The following is a 21,909-nucleotide window of genomic DNA, read 5'->3' as shown; positions in this document are numbered from 1 at the left end:
GGATTGTTAATTGCTTTTTTGAGGTTCCATTTTCTCAAAAACATAATTCCCCTCCCCATCAATATATTTATAAACTCCAGGAGTAGTACCTTCTGTTAAACAAATAAAACTCTCATCAGGTTGAAGGTTTTCAAGGTACTTCTCATCCTCAGATAAATAAGAAAATAAAATTCTAAAAATATTTACAGACGACTTAATTTTTGAATCGTAACTCGGAATGTCATTATTTGGCCAATGTATCGTTAAATTCGTGCTGAAAATAGTATTCTTTATGTTTTTATCTTCCGTTTTTCTGTCACCTTCTCTAGTGTGATTTAAACCTACAAAACCCCCATGATCTGCCAAAATCATTATAAAAGCTTCTGGGTCATTTTTTAGTATTTGGTGTATAATCGCTGTCATTTCTGTATTAGCCTCTCTCATTCTTTCTATCCAAAGTTCTCTTTCTTTCGTAGCGCCCTGTGAGCTAGCTGCGGAAGTATTAATGTGTGCTGGCTTTAATATTTGTATGAAAAAAAACTTCGGTTTAGTAATCCCATCTGAAAGATACGTAGCTAAGGGCTCCAAAATTGGTTCGCTTTCACCCAAGCCTTTGTTTAAATAAGGCATAATTGAATAATCTATACTGCAATGGTCATACCCCATTTTGGGCCTATTCTGAAGAAAATAATATGTTTCTGAAAGAAAATAGGTTTCGTAATTATTTCTCTTAAATGCATTTAGAACAGGATTGTCTGAAATGATTATATCTCTGGCATTCTCAACTTCCTGTTTATGGATGTTAAAATCATAATAATGATGCTTCATCATAAAAGTAGCACTGTTTGAAGCTAATGTAGATTTGTAATTTGTATGAAAGCCTGGATATGTTTTAAAATTATTTTCTTGAAGAAAACCTTCAAATTCACTATTTTCAACATTATAAAGTTCATTCTTTAAGGTTTCAAAACTTACATACCCATCTGGCTCTATAAAATACACATTGGGCTTCTTTTTAAAAACCACATTTTCAATATCGTCAGCTTGCTGCATCCAAGCATCTGAATACGTAATCTTATTGAATATTATATGCGAAACAGTAAAAACGCCCATTAATGCCAAAAGCAATTCTATAACAATAAGCTTTTTAAGGTGCGAATGAAAAAACCTTGCGAATAAAACAGCTATCACAAAAATCCCCACTATCATTTTCCGCTCAATGGGTTCAAAAAGAAAGGTTTTTAAAAAAAATAAAAACACAAATACATTTAAAAAAGGGAGTACATAGTTACTGTACTTTTCAAATATTTTTAATTTAGAAAACTTGTAAACACTAAGAAAAACTAGGATTGGTATAAGCAAAAAAACGCACCCAAAATAAACAAGGTGTTGCCAAGATTTTACCATATCGAAATTTCTGGAATAGTAAAACAAAACAGGATATAAACTTGCTGCAAGGGCTGTTAATACTGGATACGCCTTGTTATTATTCATAAAATTCGAAAAAAAACCTTTTTCTTTATTGGCTTTCATAACGTTTATTTTTTAGCAGATAAAGCAAGCGGTTGGTTCCCTCTACGGTTTCTTTTTTTTCAAGAGTGAAATAATTGAGGTACCCTTTTTCAAACGCTTCTTCGTTGTAAAAATCAAAGTGATTTATAAACTCACGCTTACGAACCAATAACGAGGTTACCCAAGAATCGGCTCGTGTTGGAAACTCAATAATTAGGTATTTAGAAAATGAAGCGAAAAATTCAGCCGACTTTTCAAAAGGCACATTTCCAGAAAGTGTAATGTGATGAATCAACGCCAAAGCCATTGTTACATCTGGCGCATAGGCTGCTAAGCGTTTTATTAAAGAATTGCGTTCGGTATTGTTAAACCCAATACCTGGTGCGGGTTGCAGCACATCGCAAACAAAAGGAAGCATATTGGTTTCCTTATTTTTTTGGAGTTGCTGGTAATTAAAATCTACTGCGTTACTATCAATATCGGTTACAATAATATCTGGAACACTATCAATAACTGTACGTGCAAAAGTACCGTCGTTACCCCCAACATCAATTAATTTTTGAGGCGCCAACGGTTTTATCCACGATTTTATCAGTGTTTTTTTGGCTTCAAAAGCAGCTTCATCATAGTTTGTTTTGCTGTAATAATCACCCCATTCGCTGCTTTCTTTGAGCGATAAATTTTTGATATAATCATAAAGACTTTCCAAAATATTTTCCTGTGCTTTTTTTGAAAGCTTTGTAATTTTAGTTTCAGCTTTATAATCTTCACTGTGCTTGCTTTCCATTTTTGCAAGCAGGTGGATGTTTGGATAAAGTACTGAACTGAGCTTGGAACGTGTTGGTAATAATGAAGAAATTAATTTCACAGGAATTCCATCAATGTGCGTTTGCATCATTTTAAAAATTTCTGTTCCGTGGTATTTTGCAAGAACTAAAGGCCCTAAAAAGTGTGTAATGAATTGTTTGTAGGCACGCCAAGGAGTTCCTTCTTCATAAAAATCGAATGAAAGTGTGTCTATAAAAACAGGCTTTCCTTTATAAAAAGTAACGTTATAGGAGGAGGCATCTTTCAAAATAAATCCTTTTGAAAGTGCATATTTCTGAATTTTCAGCGTGTGAAGTGCGGCGTGTTTGTATTGTTCAAAACTCCATTCATAGGGGTTTGTGATGAATGGAATTTTTTCAGGAGTAATAATAATTTCTTCTGAAGAAACTGAAGTCTCTTCATGCGAAATTAATAACCCATTTGAAATTAATGTTTTGAAAAAGCCACTTTCTGTTAGTTTGTTGTACTGCGGAAAATAGATTGGATTAATTACCCTTCGCAGGGTTTTTCCATCATAAAACATGTATCCAGAAGGGTCGCGGAACGAAGCGTGATGTGCGTCAGTCTTTTTTGTCATTTGTATCGGTGTCTTTCTCTTCAATATCAATTGAATCGTAAGCATCATCTTTCTCTTTTACCAATCCGAAAAAAGATTTCACCTTATACAAAATACCTTTTGAGAAAAGCAAAATGCCAGCTCCTACTGCCACTAATGCTTGCACCACCATTGCTCCTATGCCCGGATCGAAATAAAGAAAATTCATACTTGTTTAATTTACACTAAAATAACCTTTTAGTAATAGCAAATAAACTAAAAAACGGTGAGTTTATGGAATTGAAAGCCGATTAAATTTAAAAACAGCCAAAAACAAGATGACATAAGATGTACGGTTAAAACTGAAGTTTTTTATACTTTAGCTTGCCCTTACCTTATGTCATCCAAATTTTAAAGTACTAGGATTAAAGCTTGTTTCGCTTACGGTCTGTTTCCTTTAGGTATATTTTGCGAAGTCTTAAATGGTTTGGTGTAACTTCGCAATATTCGTCTTTTTGAATGTATTCCAAAGCTTCTTCTAATGAAAATTTGATAGCAGGAATAATACGTGCTTTATCGTCAGCTCCTGAAGAACGTACGTTTGAAAGCTTTTTGGTTTTGGTAATATTCACAGCCATATCGTCTTGGCGCGAGTTTTCTCCAATAACCTGACCTTCATATATTTCTTCGTTAGGGTTCACAAAGAAGCGACCTCTATCTTGTAATTTATCGATAGAATACGGAATTGCGGAACCTGTTTCCATTGAAACCAAACTTCCGTTTTGTCTTTCAGGAATTCCACCTTTTAGTGGTTGGTATTCAAGAAAACGATGTGTCATAATCGCTTCCCCAGCAGTTGCCGTAAGCAATTGGTTACGAAGGCCGATAATTCCACGCGATGGAATTGTAAATTTACAAACCATACGTTCGCCTTTTCCTTCCATGCTCAACATTTCACCTTTACGAATTGTAACCATGTTTATAGCGGTTCCACTCACGGTTTCAGGTAAATCGATGGTCATTTCTTCAACTGGTTCACATTTTACACCATCAATTTCTTTAATGATAACTTGTGGTTGTCCAATTTGAAGCTCATAACCTTCACGACGCATTGTTTCAATTAAAACTGAAAGGTGCAAAACGCCACGGCCAAAAACCATAAACTTATCTGCACTATCCGTTGGCTCCATTCGCAGCGCAAGGTTTTTCTCTAATTCTTTTTCAAGACGCTCTCTAATGTGGCGTGAAGTAACAAATTTTCCATCTTTTCCGAAGAAAGGAGAATCGTTAATTGTGAAAAGCATACTCATTGTAGGCTCATCGATCGCAATGGTTTTTAACGCTTCTGGATTTTCTACATCGGCAACGGTATCACCAATTTCAAAACCTTCTAGACCAACCAAGGCACAAATATCGCCTGCATGTACTTCCGCAACTTTTTTACGCCCTAGGCCTTCAAAAGTATGAAGTTCTTTAATTTTTGATTTCACTATAGAACCATCACGCTTTACCAAAGCAATCTGCATTCCTTCTTTTAAAACTCCTCTTTGTAAACGTCCAATTGCAATACGGCCTGTAAATGAAGAAAAGTCTAAAGATGTAATTAACATCTGAACGGTTCCTTCCTCAATTTTTGGAGCTGGAATGTGTTCTAAAACCATATCTAATAATGGCTCAATATTTTCTGTTTGATTTTTCCAATCATCACTCATCCAGTTGTTCTTTGCAGAACCGTATACCGTTGGAAAATCTAGCTGCCATTCTTCAGCACCTAATTCAAACATTAAATCGAATACCCCTTCATGAACTTCATCTGGAGTACAGTTTTCTTTATCTACTTTATTTACAACAACACACGGCTTTAAACCAAGTGAAATTGCTTTTTGAAGCACAAAACGTGTTTGTGGCATCGGGCCTTCAAAGGCATCAACCAAAAGTAATACTCCATCGGCCATGTTTAATACACGTTCTACTTCACCTCCAAAATCGGCGTGACCAGGTGTATCAATAATATTTATTTTCGTGTCCTTATATATTACAGAAACGTTCTTAGAAGTAATTGTTATACCTCTTTCACGCTCTAAATCATTATTATCCAAGATAAGATCTCCAGTATTTTCGTTTTCACGAAAAATACTACAGTGGTGCATAATTTTATCAACCAGTGTGGTTTTACCGTGGTCAACGTGGGCTATAATGGCGATGTTTTTGATTTTCATAAAGCTACTCCTTTTTTAAGAGGGTGCAAAAGTAGTGTTTATAAGTGGATTAGAAGCAAAATCCCATCATATTATTTTTACTAAAAATACTAGGTGGGCTTTTTAATTAAGTTGAAAAAGCATATTATCGCATCAGAACGTCAAAATACGTATCTTTACCCTACTAAATATGAAGTATGAAACTTGAACTAATTCCAAGAATAAAACACATAAATACTAACAATTTTTTTCTTCTCGCTGGCCCTTGTGCTATTGAAAGTGAAGAAATGGCATTACAAATTGCCGAAAAGATTGTAAAGATTACTGATAAGCTAGAAATTCCTTTCATTTTTAAAGGAAGTTTTAAAAAAGCAAACCGTAGTAGAATAGATAGTTTTACAGGAATAGGCGATGAAAAAGCATTGAAGATTCTTCGTAAAGTTTCTAAAACTTTTGATGTTCCAACCGTTACAGATATACATGAAGTTAGCGACGCCACAATGGCTGCCGAATATGTTGATGTACTGCAAATTCCTGCTTTTTTGGTGCGACAAACAGATTTAGTAGTTGCTGCTGCTAAAACAGGAAAAGTGGTTAATCTTAAAAAAGGGCAGTTTATGAGCCCTGAAAGTATGAAGCATGCCGTTACAAAAGTGACAGACTGCAATAACGAGCAAGTAACAATTACCGATCGCGGAACCATGTTTGGCTATCAAGATATGATTGTAGATTTTCGTGGTATTCCAACAATGAAACAATTTGCCCCTGTAATTTTAGATGTCACTCATAGCCTACAGCAACCCAACCAAAGTGCGGGTGTTACCGGTGGAAGGCCTGAAATGATTTCAACAATTGCTAGAGCAGGGATTGCTACGGGCGCAGATGGAATATTTATAGAAACACATTTTGATCCAGCAAACGCAAAAAGCGATGGTGCCAATATGCTGAATCTAAACTTACTTGAAAAATTATTAACCGATCTTGTAGCCATTCGTAAAACTATTAACCAACTATAGAGCTAGAAATAAATTAAAAAAAGAGCCCTGCTATATTATTATAGTAGGGCTCTTCGGCTAAAAACAAAACCTTTTGAATATGGCATCTAAATAAAGAACTCATATTATTTAGAGTAATAATCGTTACGTTATTACTTCTAAAAAAAATTGTTATTCAAAGATGGTATAAAAAACAATAGCAATCAAGGGGGAAATCCCCCTTTTTCAATGATTAATCCTAGCTGTCAATAACTTATAAACTAAAAAAGGCCATCCGAAACGGACGACCTTCCCTAAAATTACTATTCATTAACTCCCCAATTAATTATTAGTAGTACAAAGATGATGTTTATTATAAAGCTAGTCAAGGGGGATTTCCCCCTTTTTTAAAAAGATTTTTTCTAAAGTCAAAAAACTACTTAAAAATGCATCCTTGATTTATGCAATAAAACTTGGATAAGTGAAGTTTTTACATTTACTTTGTTTTTCAAAGTACTTTAATATGAGTGATAAAAATTATTTAAAAGACATAACTGAGATAAAAAACTTAATGAATCGCTCCTCCCGATTTATATCTCTTAGTGGACTTTCAGGAATCTTTGCTGGTATGTACGCGATTATAGGTGCTGTAATTGCTTATTTCTATCTTTTCCCAAAACCAGGAGAGTATCTTACGCTCCACAGTTTAAACTTTAAACTTTTACTAGCTCTCTTAGCTAGTGTAGCATTACTAAGTGTATTGACGGCTTATATAATTACAACTAGAAAGGCTAAAAAAAACAATGAAAAAGTTTGGGATGCTACAACCCGCCGTTTGCTTATCAACTTTTTAATTCCTTTAGTTACTGGTGGTATCTATATTATTATAAAACTAAATAGCCAACATTACGGACTCACAGCTTCCTTAATGCTTATTTTTTACGGCTTGGCATTAGTAAACGCATCAAAATACACTATTGGTAACGTAAAGTATTTAGGATATACCGAAATTTGCATCGGTCTTATCTGTGCCGTACTACCTGGTTATGGTTTGTGGTTTTGGATATTGGGCTTTGGCCTTCTACACATTATTTACGGAAGCATAATGTATTTTAAAGAATCTAAAAACTAAACGTGGGCATAATAGACAACATAAATAAACTTTTTGATCATCGTATCCGCTTGGGTATAATGAGCATATTGGTTGTAAATGAAGACGCCGATTTTAATAGACTAAAAGAACTTCTAGAGGTTACAGATGGCAACCTGGCTAGCCATATTAAAGCGCTAGAACAAGCAGAATACATTTTAGTAGAAAAAAGCTTTGTGGGTAGAAAACCAAATACCAGTTACAGTGCGACAAAACTAGGGAAAGCCGAATTTAAAAAACATATAGAAGCCCTAGAAAGTCTTATTAATAAACCCAAATACTAAAAACGACTATTTTTTTATTCAATCACTTTGAAATACAAAGTACTTTATAAATATGAAAGCACGGAAAAAACTTATTGAAAAACTTTTTGAATGGTCTCAAAAATTCTATTTAAAATTTAAAAAGAAAGAAGCTTGGGGCATTAGTTGTAACGAGCTATTAGCGCTTCCAAAAAACACTTTTGGAAACCATTTGGGTGTATTTCTCCATAAAAATGGCTTTGAACTAATAGGAAAAGTAGAGCGACACGACGCCTACCACGTGCTTACTGGTTTTGGCACTAATGTAGAAGATGAAATAGCACTTCAGTATATATGCTTCGGAAACGGCAAACGCACTCCGTATTTAACCGCCGTACTTATATTGGGGACCGTTCTTCTTCCGGAGTATTTAAGCTTCTACCGCAAATCGTATGCAATAGGAAAACAGCTTAACAGCTTTCATCATTTCGATTATAAACTGTTGTTAACTACAGATTTTGAAAATTTCAGAAAAGTGATTTTTTCCGAAGCACAGCTGCAAAAACTTCAACACTTACAAAATAAAAACCGCCAAGTTAAAAAGCTATCACAACCTAGCTACACTTAAGGCAGGCATACTTAACACTCAATTAAAAATTAACATTAAACACTAAAAATTATGGAAAAGAGAAAAAGTAGATTTAGTAATTGGATGCGCAACTCCATTACAGCAAGAATGCTCGTAGTAGGCTTTTTACTATTGGTTTTACTCATACCCTTAGAGTTTGTACAATCGCTTATAGACGAAAGAGCCTTTAGGCAAGAGGAAGTTGTTCGCGAAATAAACACGAAATGGGGAAATGAAGTATTACTCTCTGGTCCTATCGTAAAAATACCTTATAAAATACGTACCGAAGAGAAGCTGTTTAATGAGAAAACAAATTCGTATTACACAAAAACAAATGAAACCTATAGTCAAGCGTATTTCTTTCCGGAGAAACTCGATATTAATTCGCAAGTAGAAACAAAACCGCTAAACAGAAGTATTTACGAGTCTGTAGTATATACCGCGGCTATAGCTATACAGGGTACATTTCCTATCATAGATTTTTCGGAAATGGAAATAGCCGAAGAAGATATATTTTGGGATAAGGCTACGATACTCTTAGAAACCTCTAACCTAAAGGGTATTAAAACCACTCCCCTAGTAAACATAGATACTCAAGCTTTAGCGATGACGCCACAGTATGCAACAAGCTATTTAAACACTATACAAAGCAACCACATTGCCAACGCAAAGGAGTTGTTTAGTGAGCAGCGACCGTTCTCTTTTAATCTAAAAATAAACGGAAGCGAGAGTTTAAAGTTCTTACCCATAGGAAAGGAAACCACAGCCACTATGACATCTAACTGGCACTCCCCTAGTTTTGACGGCAATTTTTTACCCGAAGATACCGACAAACAAATATCACAAGACGGGTTTTCTGCCAATTGGCGCGTACTCCAAATTAACCGTCAGTTTGAGCAATCTTTTTTTGGACAGCTTCCAGATCTTTCGGCTTCGGCTTTTGGCACCAAGCTTATTATTCCTGTAGACGAGTATCAAAAAAGTGAACGAACGGCTAAATACGGTTTTTTGGTAATAGGTCTTACCCTACTCGTGTTTTTACTTATACAATTAGTGAGTAAAATATACATACATCCGTTTCAGTATGTAATGATAGGCTTGGCATTAGTGATGTTTTACACCCTGCTAATATCTATTTCGGAACACAGTAATTTTTTAAAAGCCTACACTATTGCAGCGCTTGCTGTGCTTGGCTTAGTAACCATTTACTCACGGCTTATCTTAAAAGGCTTCAAATTTCCACTGCTTATCTGTGGGTCGCTAGCTTCCTTATACGGTTTTATTTATGTGATTATTCAGTTAGAAAACTACGCGCTTTTAGTGGGAAGCATCGGCCTGTTTTTAATCCTTGCTGTAATTATGTTGGCATCGCGAAAAATAGATTGGAACAATGAATAAAACGATAATGCATTCAATCTATTATAAAATCATTAAACTTTCTAAATGGGCTTTATTGCTAAGCCCATTTGGCTTGTTTTTAATACTCTGTGTGGATAATTATATCCTTATGGAAGCCGAAGGACAAACTTTTGAAAACACCCAACAAATTCCCTATAACAAAGTTGGTTTGCTTTTGGGCACTTCAAAATATTTAAAAGATGGTAGTACAAACCCTTATTATCGCTATAGAATTGAAGCAACTGTTAGTTTGTATAAAGCTCAGAAAATCGATTTTGTTTTGGTTAGTGGCGATAATGGAAGAACAAATTATAACGAACCCCTCACTTTTAAAAATGATTTAATAAAGCTAGGGATTCCCAAAGACAAAATAGTTTTAGACTATGCCGGATTTAGCACATTAGACTCAGTAATAAGAGCACAAAAAATATTTGGCTTAACAGCATTCACGCTTATCTCACAAAAATTTCACAATGACCGGGCTATTTTCTTAGCTAATAAAAACGGTATTAATGCTATAGGTTATAATGCTAAAACAATTTTTGGAAAAAAGGCTTTAAAAACGAATATGCGAGAATATTTGGCAAGGAGCAAAGCTTTTTTAGATGTTATTTTCAAAACAAAACCTAAATATTTAGGCAGCCAAATCAGCATTAGATGAAAGTTTATATACAGAAAAATTACTTTTTAGTAACCCTTATAATTTTCTTTATTGAAATTCTAATTGCGTATTTCCATTTTAATAATTTTATAAGAGGTTTTGTGGGAGATGTATTGGTGATTCTTCTCCTATATAGTTTTTTAAAGATTTTTATTAAGAAAGGTGTTCTAAAAACCGCATTATTAGTTTTGTGTTTCGCATGTTCTGTAGAAATGTTGCAATACAGTAAGGTTACTGAAAAATTAAACATTTCTTCAGAAATCATATTAACCATAGTAGGCTCTGTATTCGATTATTATGACTTGATGGCCTACGGCATTGGCTTTCTGTTAATTCTCGTATTTGAAAAATTAATATTCAAAAAAAGTATACTTTAATATTGCTATATTATAAATTGAAGGATTTTTATAAAAAAATCTTATATTTATAGACTTTTCGGCAAATATCATACGGTGTCGTTTATAAATAATAAGCTCCCATATTCAAATCAAAAATTTGTTTAATTCTAATTTCCATTTTTAAATTAGATTTAATGGGATCTCATAAGAACAGTAAAGTAAAGATGACTGCGAATGTTCGGGCACCAATATTTATATAACCATCGTCTTAATTCTGATGCCTATCAATCTTTAAAGGAATATTTTGGAACCATGCTAACAATGCTTAAAGAAGAACCTCTTGCTTGGAAAAAAATATAAAAATTCTGATATAAAAACCCTCATAAAATGTACGCCTATGCCCTCAATTAAAAAAACCTCTCAAAACTCATACTTATGATATCATCTAAAAAAACTCTTTTCAGTATAGCATTTTTCGTTTGTCTAATTGCTTTTTCACAAAATAGAGAAACAGCAGAATTTGGAGAACCTTCACAAGCAGATTTTGCACTAAAAGAATACTCAAAAGATCCCGAGGCTGCAGGGGTAGTCCTCTTTGAAAGTGGTAAAAATTATTTTGCTTTAGTTGAAAATTATGTGCAGCTAATAAAAGAAGTTCACGTAAAAATTAAAGTACTTGATGCCAGTAAATTTGATCATGCTACTGTTACAATACCGTATTATAACCCAAAAGGCAGTGGTGAAAACGTTGCTAAAATTATAGCAATTACACATAACGGACTTGTAAAAAATTATATAAAGGATTCCGATATTTTTGAAACAGATGAAAATCCATATTGGTCATTAAAAAAATTTACTTTTCCTAATATTAAAGACGGAAGTATTTTAGAATACACTTACAGAATTGAATCTGGTTATTATTCAAATTTTGGCGGGTGGCAATTTCAGGGAACACTTCCTAAAATATACTCAGAATTTCATACCGAATTACCAGGAAACTACAAATACAACAGAACCTTATACGGAAATCTAAAGCTTTATCTTAACGAAGCAAAAAAAACCTTAGCTTGTTTTTCTATTGAAGGTTTTGATGTACAAGCAGAGTGTGAAATTGCCACCTATGCAATGAAAAATGTTCCTGCTGCCAAGGAAGAAGACTTTATGCTTTCGTCAGCTAACTATTTAGCAGGGATGCGGTATGAGTTAATTGAATATGTAGACTTTAATAGAAGCAAACACCCTTTCGCTCGCAGTTGGAAAGATATAGATGCGTACTACCAATACGATAAAGACTTGGGGCGTCAACTTAAATACACCAGTTATTTTAAAGATGCATTGCCTGCATCCCTGTATGCAAAACCTACTGATCTTGAAAAAGCAAAAGCAATCTATTATTACATTCAAAACCAAATGGCGTGGAACGGTAAATACCGTATTTTATCTGAAGTTCGTGTAAAAGAAGCTTTTGAGCGCAAATCTGGAAATAGTTCAGAAATTAACCTTTCCCTAATGAATGCGCTTGAAGCAGCTGGAATGGATCCCAAAATACTATTGATTTCAACACGTGATTATCCAATGCCTACCCTGCAATATCCTGTGATGAGTAATTTTATTTATGCACTTGTTTTTCTTCAAATAGGTAACGAAAAATATTTCTTGGACGCTACTGATAAACACACCCCTTTTGGCGTAGTACCTTTTAGAGATCTTTGCCTACAAGGGCGTGTGCTCGACTTTAAAAAAGGAAGCTATTGGGAGCCCATTACCCCTATTGCTAAAAACATGCACTATGTAAATATGCAACTTGTTGTAGATAAAGCTGGGTATTTTTCTGGAAAAGCTAATGAAGTTGCCACAGGATATATAGCTGTTAATAAACGCAAAGAAAATAATAATTTCACAAAAGAAGAAATTATTAAAAGAAAGCAAAGTAGCAATGAAATATTTGAAGTTTCCAATTTGGTTATAGAAAATGAAAAAGATTTGGAAAAACCCTACAAAGAAAGTTATGATATTTCACTTCATCAGCAAGCTGTTGGCGACCAACTCTTTGTATATCCTTTTTTAATGCAAACTTTTTTCTCTGAAAACCCCTTTAAAAGTAATACACGATCCTACCCAATTGATTTTGGTTTCCCGATTATAAACAATTATTTGATTTCTATAGATACAAAGGATTTTTACGAGATTGTGAATGTTCCTTCAAACAAACTTTTAAAACTTCCAGAAAATGATGGGGAATTATCTGTTGTGTACGATGTTTTAGGAAACAAAGTAAATATTCGCTTAAGTGTAAAATTAAATAACCCTAATTTCGCGCCCGAGGCCTATAAAGCTTTACAGGAATTTTTCACCGAACTAGTAAAAATTCAATCGGAAGAACCCATTGAATTGAAGAAAATTTAAATTATGTTTTTAAGGAATTTACTACCCACTACCCTCCTTTTTTTTGCTTTTTCTAGTATTGCCCAAGTTAGTAACATCCAATCTTTTGGAGAACCTACTTCAGAAGAGCTTGAAATGAATGAATTTCCTGCCGACCCAGAAGCTTCAGGTGTAATTCTATACAAAAGAGGCAACTACACAGTTGAAGCGATAAATGGCCAACTTCAACTTATTAAAGAAATCCACATTAAAACCAAAGTGCTTGACGCTAAAAAATTTAAAAACAATACTGTAGCAATTTCATATTACCACGAAAAAAATTTTAAGGAACAAGTTACCAATTTAAAAGCCGTTATACATAATGGCAGTAAAAAAGAACACGTTCAACAAGATGCTATTTTTGATGTTGATGAATCATTGAATTGGTCTCAGAAAAAATTTACTTTTCCAAATATTCAAAATGGCAGTATCCTAGAGTACACTTATAGAATAGAAACGCCTTATTTTTTTTCACTTGGGTCTTGGGAATTTCAAAGCGAGTTACCCGTATTATATTCAGAACTACATACAGAATTACCAGGCAATTTCAGTTATAATCGCATACTTACAGGCGATTTTCCTTTAGCTGTAAATCATGCTGAATTAAAAAAAACTTGCTTTGTTTTAAACGGATTTGATAAACCAGGAGATTGTGAATCTGCCACTTATGTTATGAAAAATCTACCTGCATTCAAGGAAGAGAAATATATGCTTTCAAAAGAAAACTATATTGCTAAAATAAAATATGAAGTAATTCAAATTGTAGATTTACAAGGGTTAAAAAAAACCTATACAAACACATGGGAAGACGTTGATTCAAAATTTAAAAAAGATAAAGATTTAGGACGTCAACTTAAATATGCAAACTATTTTAAAGAACAACTTCCTACTGAGTTATTTTTAATCACTGATGATTTAGAGCGTGCAAAAGCAATTTATTATTATTTTCAAAAAACAATGTTTTGGAATAATAAAAGCCGAATTCTTTCAGACATACGTGTAAAAGATGCTTTTGAAAATAAAACTGGAAACAGTTCAGAAATAAATTTAGGACTTATAAACGCACTAGAATCTGCTGGCTTGGATGCTAAAATCATGCTTATAGCCACACGCGATCAACCTTTACCCACAACAAAATATCCGGTACTAACAGATTTTAACTATGCGATGGTTTACCTTAAAATTAAAACAGAAACATACCTCTTAGATGCAACCGATAAATTTTCACCTTTTGGAATGGTTCCCTTTCGCAATTTAAACTTTTTTGGAAGGGTACTGGATTTCAAGAAAGAAAGTTATTGGACTTCCATAGATCCTCCAATAAAAAATCAGCACTATGCAAATATTCAATTGAAAGCTGAAGAAAATGGTGTCTTTTCTGGTGAAATAAATGAAATCTCCACAGGATATATTGCTGTTGATAAACGTAAAGGATATTATAATTTAAATAATGTAGAAATAATTAAAAAGAAGCAAAGCGAGAACAAAACCATAGATATTAAAACTTTTGAGAATGAAAATGATAAAGATCTCGAACAGCCTTATAAAGAAAACTATACCGTTACAATGCAGGAGCAAACCGTTGGCGATAAGTTATATTTATACCCTTTTATTTTAAAAACTTATTTTTCTGAAAATCCTTTTATTAATGAAACCAGACGTTATCCTGTAGCCCTTGGGTTTCCTTTTGCGAATAATTATATAATTTCTTTAGATGTTTCTGATAAATACGAAATTATTAGTATTCCGCAAAGCCGGATGTTAAAAATTCCTGATGAAGCTGGAGAAATATCAGTGGTGTATAACACCTCGGAAAACAAAGTAAATATTCGCTTAAGTGTAAAATTAAATAACCCTAATTTCGCGCCCGAGGCCTATAAAGCTTTACAGGAATTTTTCACCGAACTAGTAAAAATTCAATCGGAAGAACCCATTGAATTGAAGAAAATTTAAGTTTTACACACTCTATTTTTTTCTTGTATTTTGCGGATAACTGCAGTCGCCGTTTTTCTTGATAAAAACCGAGGGAGTTTAGATAAAAACTTATTGATATTTCCTGGAATAGCTACAACTTTTCCTTTTTGCATCGCTTCATATCCGTATTTTGCAACTTGTTTTGGGCAGGCAATATTGAAGTTAATTTTATTATCAGAAACCGAAGCACCATTTGCAACCACTTCCTGAAAACAAGTATTGGTTTGCCCAGGACATAAGCAGGTAACACTAACACCGGTCCCTTTAAGCTCGTTCGCAATTGCTTCAGAAAAAGAAAGAATATATGCCTTTGAAGCATAATACAAAGACATTAATGGTCCAGGCTGAAATGCTGCAAGCGAAGACATATTTAAAATCTTGCCTCGATTTCGAGCCACCATTCCATTTAAAACAAGCTTGGTTAAATGGGTTGTGGTTAGCACATGTAAATTTAGCATTGCGGCCTCACGCTCCCAATCTGTATCATTAAAACTTCCGTAAATACCAAAACCAGCATTATTAATAAGCACATCTATAGCTTTGCCATCGAGCGCTTCATATATCTGTTGAGCTACATTACACTTACTCAGGTCTTTAATAATTAATTGTATGTCTGAAGCATACAGTGCTGCAATCTCAAGTTTTGCTTGCTGCAATTTTTCAGCATCAACATCTGCCAAAACAAGATCATACCCATCTTTGGCTAAAAGGAGTGATAATTCGAATCCAAGTCCCGAGGCTGCTCCAGTAACTAAGGCTAGGCCTGTTTTTTGTTCAGTAGTTATCAAAATTATGGATTGTTAACGAAAAGTTAATTTAATTAGCCGGCAATTTCTACATATTCTTGTAGATATGCAAATTTGGCCGCTAATTTCCCTTTTTCAGTGGTGATTTTGGCACGGTTTAAAATTCCATCTTTATCTTCATTAAAAAAAGCCGGAATCACATTTTCCAAAAACATTTCACCAAAACCTTCACTGGCATCTTTTGGCAATTCGCATGGCAAGTTATCTACAGCCATTACAGTAATGGCGCCAGGGGCATCAAAGTTTGTTTCAGCTTCTGTTTTTGGATCATATCCATAAAAAGGTGCTGCAATTGTAGAGGCGCGAATTGTACTTGCCACAGGCCCATCCACATCACAAGAAATATCAGCAACAAGATTGATTTTGAAATCTGGACTTTTAGCATCTTCACGGGTAAATAAATAAGGGGCGCCATTTCCATAAAAATGCCCTGCAATAAATACATCGCTTACCTTGGCATATTTCATAAAATCACTTTCGTAATCTAAAGGATCGTTATAGAACTCTTCTTTATTAAAGGGAGAACCATCCTTACGTTTGTTATATTCTGAAACGTCAATTAAACAATAAACTGGTTCGTTATACTCCGTTTCAAGATAGGCTACATCCGTAACTTCACGAATTTTTAAATGGTCTAAAATTTCCTTTGCACCTCGGGTAACCTTCCCAGTTCCTGAAAGAATAATTTTTATTTTTGGAATGGTTATTTTGTCTAATTCAGCCTTTACAGCTTCCAAATCAGCTAGCGTTTCTACTTTAGGCAACTCAAATAAATTATCGCGTAATCCCAAGGCTCTAAAACCGTTATAAGCCCCCACTAAACCAGCGTAATACCCAAAGCCAATCAATCTGTGATTGTGTTGACTTACAATGGTTTCATGATCAAAAAGCTCAATCGAATTAGCTAAAATAGCTTTTAATAAATTGCGGTTATAAGGTTGCTTTTTAATAGTATGACTAAAGAAAAAATACTTTTTATTAGGAAGTAAAGCGGACACAGGAACTTCCTTTACCCCCAGCATTACATCAGCCTTAGAAACATCGTTCATTACTTCAAAACCTGCTTGCCGATATGCTTCGTCTGGAAAGATCCGTATGTCTGAAGCTTCCACGATAATCCTTGCGTTTGGAAATTTTTTAATGACTTCTTGACATTTTATCGGTGAAAAAACAACTCTACGATCAGGAGGGTTTTTACGTTCTTTAATGATGGCGAAGGTAATGGGCATGGTATGCTTTTTGAATGATTAATAGGCTGTCAAAGATAGGGATTTTATGTATCTTTGTCGCCCGATTCAGGATTCGAGTTTAACGGTTAACACACTAAACCTCTTTTCTGAATACTCATTACTAAATGGGGCCGACTGGTTTTGACAGCGGGTCTAATTGTATTGTAAGCATGCCGAGCGCTGGGATACAGCTCGTTAATATCATATTTCACACTTTTTAAACGGCGAGAATAACTACGCCCTAGCTGCATAATCCGAATCATAGTAGGATGTGCCTCGGCCCACAAGGTGGGCAAGCAGGAAGTCACTCAACGGCCTTGGTTTACGGCGGTTGCTATAGTGGCTTCGTAAAAGTAAACCTAGCGGCATCAGGGCTTTGATGGTGCCGTGAAGCTCAATTGAAGCTAAGGGATGCGTTGGTAGTTTTCGACCGGCAAGTTCACGAAAACCTAATTGAAAACTAAGCATGTAGAAAGCATTATAATTGCTTGTTTGGACGAGGGTTCGAATCCCTCCGGCTCCACGATCATTCACAACTGTATTGTGGATAAAACATAAAAAAGCTCAACAAGCATTTTCGCTTGATTGGGCTTTTTTGTTTATAGACACCAGGACTGTAAGCACTGGCAGTTGTAATTGCAGTACGCAAGCTCAAGGGATCATATTTTATATAATCTCCGGCTCCACGATCATTCACAACTGTATTGTGGATAAAAACAAATATCACATTGCAAATGCTAAATTAAACAAGGCTTGCTTTGCAAAAGCATGCTTGTGAGGTTTCAGAAAGGCAATCTGTAATCTTCTCTGGGTTTATTTAACTGTTTCGGTAAAAACACCAATTACACTCCCAAGGGGTTTAAGCGCCCAATAAAGTTTGTAATATTATTTGGCTTTTCTAAAACTTGCCATGCGTTTACAATAGTCTTTAAATCAAAATTTTTATTGCTATTGCTTAAATAGAGTTTTGAGGTATCCGCCCCTTGTTCTTTTACCAATACCAGTGTATCCAAAAAAATAGTATTAAGTATATCCTCAAATACATAGAGTTTATTCTTAGTAATTTTTTTTAGTGAAACTTTCTGACAAACAAGAATTTCCCCATTATTTTTATCTGTATCAGCCTCTAGTTGATTGTAAAAAATCGATATCCTGCTGCTTTTATTTACTAAACTTGCGGAGAAAAAATGAGACAATTTAGATTTTCTTTTTTCAGCAATTAATGATTCTTGGGGTTTTGCTTTAGTGTTTTCATCTTCTTCCTCAAAGAAAATAAAATTTAAATCTAAATTATTACGCTCACATAACTCCAAAACTTTATTGAAGTCTAGTGTATCTCTTTTTTTCCATGTAGACAAGGTATTGTGTTTTATGCCTAGCATATCACACAAATCTTTATCTTTTTTAACTGAAAGTTCAGATTTAAGACGATCAATTAAGCTATTCGCTTTTTGCGACATTTAAAAGTTTTTTAAAAGTTTGCTTATTATGTTCGAATTGGGGCTGGAAAATAATACTGGGAAGATAAGCTAAGGCGGGTAAAACAATACAGAGTTTAACTTTTTTAACGTAACCTTATAATCGCTATCTAGAAATCAAATATCGTTATTTCTACAAACAATCAAAAATTAATATTTCTATTTTGATTCCTCAAACGCAAAAAAACGGCCTGAAATTAAATATAAATCACCAAAAACCACCAAAAACAAAGAAATAAACGCATCTCATCGTTTATTTATGCATTTAATCTAAAAGTTATACGATAATTCTATATATTTGAAAAAGCAAAACACCCTTTTTTAAATTTTTAAAATCCTAATTTTTATTTATTTAGCTTTAAAAAAAAGTTTTTGCACTATAAAGAAAACGATTCTCAATGGATATATTTTTACTTAAATCAAAAAATCGAATTTCAGAAAAAAAAGGGGCTTTTAATATTCATTATTGTTACGATAAAGAAAAAAACAATTTATCTGTCGAAAATTATTTCAAAAATTTAGTTTCTATTAAAGATTTTGAAATAAAACCCAATATGGGTATTTTACCACACAAGCATAAAAACATTGAACTAATTACATTTCTCATTGAAGGAAAGTTGACGCAAAAAAACAATCTTGGCGAGACCTATCATTTAGCTTCTGGTAACATGCAAATAATGAGTGCCGGAACAGGAGTTTCGCACTTTGAATACAATGAATCTACAGAGACTACATTAAATTGCATTCAGTTTTCCATAGCCCCACATATTAATTATACAAAACCAAAAAATCATATTCTTACTATTGAAACCAATAAAACGGGGCTTCAAGAAGTAATTCCTTATCAAACTGATACCGCTAATCCTAAAGTAATGCAAGACATCTATTTGCATTATGGCTTTTTAGAAACCAATACGCAACAGACCTATCCGTTAAAAAACACAGAAAAAGGGATTTTAATTTTAAATATTAGTGGAGAAATGACTGTAAATGGAGAAGTACTTGAACACAGAGATACTTTGGTGCTTAAAAATATTCCAGAACTAAAAATTACATCAAATACAGCAGCTCGGTTTTTACTTTTTGAAATTTAATTAAGCACGCAGGCACTTACTTCCATTTGCTATTCCATTCAAAATAATTATAGAATTACTCAATGCTCATTTATTAATTTGAACTTACACAGAAACACTACAGCCACTTACCACTACAAAAGTTTTAAAAAAACCTATTTTTAGTGGCATTCCTCAAATAATTATTCCCAAAATCGAGACCATATTATTATCTTGCGTGTTATTATTAAATAATCCCACCTACAGATGAAATTACTACAACTACTCTTTATCTTTTTATCATTTCCATTATTTGCACAACAAGGCGGAATGTGGATTCCTTCATTATTAGAAGGCATGAATGAAACCGAAATGACCAATCTAGGCATGAAAATGTCTGCCGCAGATATTTATAATGTTAACAATGCGAGTCTAAAAGATGCCGTGCCCCATTTTAATGGAGGTTGTACCTCCGAAGTTATTTCAAACCAAGGACTTTTACTAACCAATCATCATTGTGGTTATTCACAAATACAAAGTCATTCTACACTAGAAAACGATTATTTACAAGATGGCTTTTGGGCAATGAGCAAGAAAGAAGAATTGCCAAACCCTGGTGTTACTGCCACCTTTATAGTTCGTATTGAAGACGTTACAACGCAGGTAATGACTGGAATTACGGATGCAATGACCGAAGCAGCTAAACAGAAAAAAGTAGAAGAAAATATTGCTTTAGTTGTTCAAAATTCAAAAAAAGAGTCGTGGCAAGAAAACCGTGTTCGAACTTTTTATGAAGGAAATCAGTACATGCTTTTTGTCGTTGAAACCTTTAAAGACATTCGTTTGGTAGGCGCCCCACCTTCTTCTATCGGAAAATTTGGTAGCGATACGGATAACTGGATTTGGCCAAGACATACGGGCGATTTTTCGCTTTTCAGAATTTATGCAGATAAAAACAACCGTCCGGCAGAGTATGCTGAAGACAATGTGCCGTATACACCAAAACACTTCCTTCCTATTTCCTTAGATGGAGTTACAGAAAATGATTTTACCTTGGTTTTTGGATATCCAGGAACCACAGACGAATATTTGCCTTCCATAGCAATTGAGCAGGTTATAAACACTGTAAACCCAGCACGAATAGCCATTCGTGATGCTGCTTTGGCCATACAGGATAAATACATGCGTGCAGATCCGCAAATAAAAATTCAATATGCTTCAAAATTTGCACGAATTGCAAACTATTGGAAAAAATGGCAAGGAGAATCACTAGGCCTTACAAAATCTGATGCCGTAGGAATTAAAAAACAACAAGAAAGTGCTCTTACTGCGCAGATTAACAAGCAAGGAAAACAAAAAGAATACGGACATATACTACCACAGTTTGAAAAGTATTATACTGAAATTGAACCCTACACCTTGGCGCGGGAGTATTTTCTTGAAACGGCTTTACGTAATGTAGAGTTACTCCGCACCGCTTTTCAATCCTATCAATTAAAAAAAGTATACGAAGCGCGAGGCGCACAATCTTTTGAGGACAGACGAAATAACCTTGTAGAAAGACTGGAAGGTCAATTTAAAGATTACAGCAAGCAGGTAGATAAAGACGTTTTTGAAGCATTACTTACTATCTATGCTGAAGGAGTGCCGCAGGAGTTTTTGCCAGATTCCTTTAAAACTTTAAATTCAAAAGCCATCACTGAAAACATCTATAAAAACTCTGCCTTTATTGATTATGCTTCAGTTAAAAATCTTTTAGAAGGCGATGCTGAAACAGTTCTAGAAAAGCTAAACAACGACCCTGGGTTTGCTATTGTTAAAGAAATGGCAGATGCATATTATGAAAAGGTAGCGCCAAAATATGAAGCCCTTGAACTAAGCATCTCTGGTTTACAACGGGATTATATGAAAGCTTTGCTGGAACTTAGCCCAAAAGATGCACGAATTTTTCCAAATGCAAATAGCACCTTACGGGTTACTTATGGAAAAGTGGCAGGGTATTCGCCTGTAGACGCTGTTTATTACGAGCCCCTAACACATCTTGAAGGGGTGATACAAAAATATGTTCCTGGGGACTATGAATTTGATGTCCCACAGAAACTAATCGATCTTTACAACGCTAAAGATTATGGACAATACGGTGAAAATGGCAAAATGCCTATAAACTTTATAGGTACAAACCATACCACTGGAGGAAACAGCGGAAGCCCTGCAATTGATGCCCATGGAAACTTGATTGGTTTAAATTTTGATAGAGTTTGGGAAGGTACCATGAGTGATTATTACTATGATCCTGCCCTATCTAGAAACATCATGGTAGATATTCGCTATGTTCTTTTTATAGTAGACAAATATGCAGGTGCAAAAAATTTAATAGCCGAATTAAAATTGGTTCACCCTAAAAAAGGAAAAGAAAAATCTAAGAAGAAAGAGAAGAAGAAAAAGAAGTAATACAGTAGTCTTACGCAGTTTTAAATTAAATATCAGCTTTATTCTGATATTT

The 21,909-nt window shown here is 34.3% G+C and carries 19 protein-coding genes and 1 other RNA gene; 13 read left to right on the top strand and 7 right to left on the bottom strand.

The features are described from left to right. Positions 1–6 precede the first annotated feature (6 nt). The 4 genes from ABJ955_RS09255 to typA all read right to left on the bottom strand — a co-directional run bounded on the left by ABJ955_RS09255 (position 7) and on the right by typA (position 5,073). Positions 7–1,512, bottom strand: coding sequence for a hypothetical protein (locus ABJ955_RS09255; RefSeq protein WP_347374292.1), 1,506 nt, complete (start codon positions 1,510–1,512; stop codon positions 7–9). Next, positions 1,499–2,896 carry a class I SAM-dependent methyltransferase gene (locus ABJ955_RS09250; protein WP_347374291.1) on the bottom strand — a complete coding sequence of 466 codons (1,398 nt, stop codon included), beginning with the start codon at positions 2,894–2,896 and terminating at the stop codon, positions 1,499–1,501. Before ABJ955_RS09250 ends, ABJ955_RS09255 begins: the two co-directional genes overlap by 14 nt. Then, complete coding sequence (locus tag ABJ955_RS09245) at positions 2,880–3,083, bottom strand: hypothetical protein (RefSeq protein ID WP_347374290.1); 204 nt, start codon at positions 3,081–3,083, stop codon at positions 2,880–2,882. The genes ABJ955_RS09250 and ABJ955_RS09245 overlap by 17 nt, the downstream gene beginning before the upstream one ends. A gap of 196 nt (positions 3,084–3,279) precedes the next feature. Continuing rightward, positions 3,280–5,073: a translational GTPase TypA gene (typA, locus tag ABJ955_RS09240; RefSeq protein ID WP_347374289.1), complete on the bottom strand. Its 1,794-nt coding sequence runs from the start codon at positions 5,071–5,073 to the stop codon at positions 3,280–3,282. A gap of 176 nt (positions 5,074–5,249) precedes the next feature. Here typA and kdsA point away from each other — a divergent pair, with 176 nt between their 5' ends. From kdsA to ABJ955_RS09190, 10 genes are all read left to right on the top strand, one after another. Continuing rightward, complete coding sequence (gene kdsA / locus ABJ955_RS09235) at positions 5,250–6,068, top strand: 3-deoxy-8-phosphooctulonate synthase (RefSeq protein ID WP_347374288.1); 819 nt, start codon at positions 5,250–5,252, stop codon at positions 6,066–6,068. Between the two features lie 481 nt (positions 6,069–6,549). Beyond that, complete coding sequence (locus ABJ955_RS09230; RefSeq protein ID WP_347374287.1) at positions 6,550–7,158, top strand: hypothetical protein; 609 nt, start codon at positions 6,550–6,552, stop codon at positions 7,156–7,158. A 2-nt stretch (positions 7,159–7,160) separates the two neighbouring features. Beyond that, positions 7,161–7,460, top strand: a complete 300-nt coding sequence (locus tag ABJ955_RS09225; protein WP_347374286.1) for a transcriptional regulator — start codon at positions 7,161–7,163, stop codon at positions 7,458–7,460. Positions 7,461–7,512: 52 nt separating this feature from the next. Continuing rightward, positions 7,513–8,046 (top strand): Coq4 family protein, encoded by a 534-nt coding sequence (locus ABJ955_RS09220; RefSeq protein WP_347374285.1) that lies wholly within the window; start codon positions 7,513–7,515, stop codon positions 8,044–8,046. A gap of 51 nt (positions 8,047–8,097) precedes the next feature. After that, positions 8,098–9,444 carry a cell envelope integrity protein CreD gene (gene creD, locus ABJ955_RS09215; protein WP_347374284.1) on the top strand — a complete coding sequence of 449 codons (1,347 nt, stop codon included), beginning with the start codon at positions 8,098–8,100 and terminating at the stop codon, positions 9,442–9,444. Further along, positions 9,437–10,105 carry an ElyC/SanA/YdcF family protein gene (locus tag ABJ955_RS09210; RefSeq protein WP_347374283.1) on the top strand — a complete coding sequence of 223 codons (669 nt, stop codon included), beginning with the start codon at positions 9,437–9,439 and terminating at the stop codon, positions 10,103–10,105. Before creD ends, ABJ955_RS09210 begins: the two co-directional genes overlap by 8 nt. Then, on the top strand, positions 10,102–10,482 hold the full coding sequence (locus ABJ955_RS09205) for a DUF2809 domain-containing protein (protein ID WP_347374282.1): 381 nt from the start codon (positions 10,102–10,104) through the stop codon (positions 10,480–10,482). The genes ABJ955_RS09210 and ABJ955_RS09205 overlap by 4 nt, the downstream gene beginning before the upstream one ends. A 195-nt stretch (positions 10,483–10,677) precedes the next feature. Further along, positions 10,678–10,803: a hypothetical protein gene (locus tag ABJ955_RS09200; protein WP_347374281.1), complete on the top strand. Its 126-nt coding sequence runs from the start codon at positions 10,678–10,680 to the stop codon at positions 10,801–10,803. Positions 10,804–10,878: 75 nt separating this feature from the next. After that, positions 10,879–12,849, top strand: a complete 1,971-nt coding sequence (locus tag ABJ955_RS09195; RefSeq protein WP_347374280.1) for a hypothetical protein — start codon at positions 10,879–10,881, stop codon at positions 12,847–12,849. A gap of 3 nt (positions 12,850–12,852) precedes the next feature. Next, on the top strand, positions 12,853–14,820 hold the full coding sequence (locus ABJ955_RS09190; RefSeq protein ID WP_347374279.1) for a DUF3857 domain-containing protein: 1,968 nt from the start codon (positions 12,853–12,855) through the stop codon (positions 14,818–14,820). Here the strand turns inward: ABJ955_RS09190 and ABJ955_RS09185 are convergent. Then, entirely contained in the window at positions 14,817–15,629 is an 813-nt protein-coding gene (locus ABJ955_RS09185; RefSeq protein WP_347374278.1) for an SDR family oxidoreductase, read from the bottom strand. The genes ABJ955_RS09190 and ABJ955_RS09185 overlap by 4 nt on opposite strands. A 32-nt stretch (positions 15,630–15,661) precedes the next feature. Then, positions 15,662–16,870 (bottom strand): NAD(P)-dependent oxidoreductase, encoded by a 1,209-nt coding sequence (locus ABJ955_RS09180; protein ID WP_347374385.1) that lies wholly within the window; start codon positions 16,868–16,870, stop codon positions 15,662–15,664. 133 nt (positions 16,871–17,003) lie between these two features. On the opposite strand from ABJ955_RS09180, the gene ssrA reads away from it, so the two are divergent. Further along, positions 17,004–17,402, top strand: a transfer-messenger RNA (tmRNA) gene (gene ssrA, locus ABJ955_RS09175). 316 nt (positions 17,403–17,718) lie between these two features. Here ssrA and ABJ955_RS09170 read toward each other — a convergent pair. Then, entirely contained in the window at positions 17,719–18,336 is a 618-nt protein-coding gene (locus tag ABJ955_RS09170) for a helix-turn-helix domain-containing protein (RefSeq protein WP_347374277.1), read from the bottom strand. 416 nt (positions 18,337–18,752) lie between these two features. Here ABJ955_RS09170 and ABJ955_RS09165 point away from each other — a divergent pair, with 416 nt between their 5' ends. Continuing rightward, positions 18,753–19,448, top strand: coding sequence for a pirin family protein (locus ABJ955_RS09165; RefSeq protein WP_347374276.1), 696 nt, complete (start codon positions 18,753–18,755; stop codon positions 19,446–19,448). Positions 19,449–19,673: 225 nt separating this feature from the next. Further along, on the top strand, positions 19,674–21,857 hold the full coding sequence (locus ABJ955_RS09160) for a S46 family peptidase (RefSeq protein WP_347374275.1): 2,184 nt from the start codon (positions 19,674–19,676) through the stop codon (positions 21,855–21,857). Positions 21,858–21,909 lie beyond the last annotated feature (52 nt).

Origin of the sequence: Aequorivita sp. Q41, from assembly GCF_039831855.1 — a bacterium.
Taxonomy (GTDB): Bacteria; Bacteroidota; Bacteroidia; order Flavobacteriales; family Flavobacteriaceae; genus Aequorivita.
The sequence above is the reverse complement of the archived record's forward strand: the minus strand, read 5'-3'. Positions and strand labels throughout refer to the sequence as shown.

Coding starts and splice junctions, on each gene's coding strand:
- ABJ955_RS09255 (WP_347374292.1), bottom strand. CDS start 1,512: ATGAAAGCCAATAAAGAAAAAGGTTTTTTTTCGAATTTTATGAATAAT.
- ABJ955_RS09250 (WP_347374291.1), bottom strand. CDS start 2,896: ATGACAAAAAAGACTGACGCACATCACGCTTCGTTCCGCGACCCTTCT.
- ABJ955_RS09245 (WP_347374290.1), bottom strand. CDS start 3,083: ATGAATTTTCTTTATTTCGATCCGGGCATAGGAGCAATGGTGGTGCAA.
- typA (WP_347374289.1), bottom strand. CDS start 5,073: ATGAAAATCAAAAACATCGCCATTATAGCCCACGTTGACCACGGTAAA.
- kdsA (WP_347374288.1), top strand. CDS start 5,250: ATGAAACTTGAACTAATTCCAAGAATAAAACACATAAATACTAACAAT.
- ABJ955_RS09230 (WP_347374287.1), top strand. CDS start 6,550: ATGAGTGATAAAAATTATTTAAAAGACATAACTGAGATAAAAAACTTA.
- ABJ955_RS09220 (WP_347374285.1), top strand. CDS start 7,513: ATGAAAGCACGGAAAAAACTTATTGAAAAACTTTTTGAATGGTCTCAA.
- creD (WP_347374284.1), top strand. CDS start 8,098: ATGGAAAAGAGAAAAAGTAGATTTAGTAATTGGATGCGCAACTCCATT.
- ABJ955_RS09210 (WP_347374283.1), top strand. CDS start 9,437: ATGAATAAAACGATAATGCATTCAATCTATTATAAAATCATTAAACTT.
- ABJ955_RS09205 (WP_347374282.1), top strand. CDS start 10,102: ATGAAAGTTTATATACAGAAAAATTACTTTTTAGTAACCCTTATAATT.
- ABJ955_RS09200 (WP_347374281.1), top strand. CDS start 10,678: ATGTTCGGGCACCAATATTTATATAACCATCGTCTTAATTCTGATGCC.
- ABJ955_RS09195 (WP_347374280.1), top strand. CDS start 10,879: ATGATATCATCTAAAAAAACTCTTTTCAGTATAGCATTTTTCGTTTGT.
- ABJ955_RS09190 (WP_347374279.1), top strand. CDS start 12,853: ATGTTTTTAAGGAATTTACTACCCACTACCCTCCTTTTTTTTGCTTTT.
- ABJ955_RS09170 (WP_347374277.1), bottom strand. CDS start 18,336: ATGTCGCAAAAAGCGAATAGCTTAATTGATCGTCTTAAATCTGAACTT.
- ABJ955_RS09165 (WP_347374276.1), top strand. CDS start 18,753: ATGGATATATTTTTACTTAAATCAAAAAATCGAATTTCAGAAAAAAAA.
- ABJ955_RS09160 (WP_347374275.1), top strand. CDS start 19,674: ATGAAATTACTACAACTACTCTTTATCTTTTTATCATTTCCATTATTT.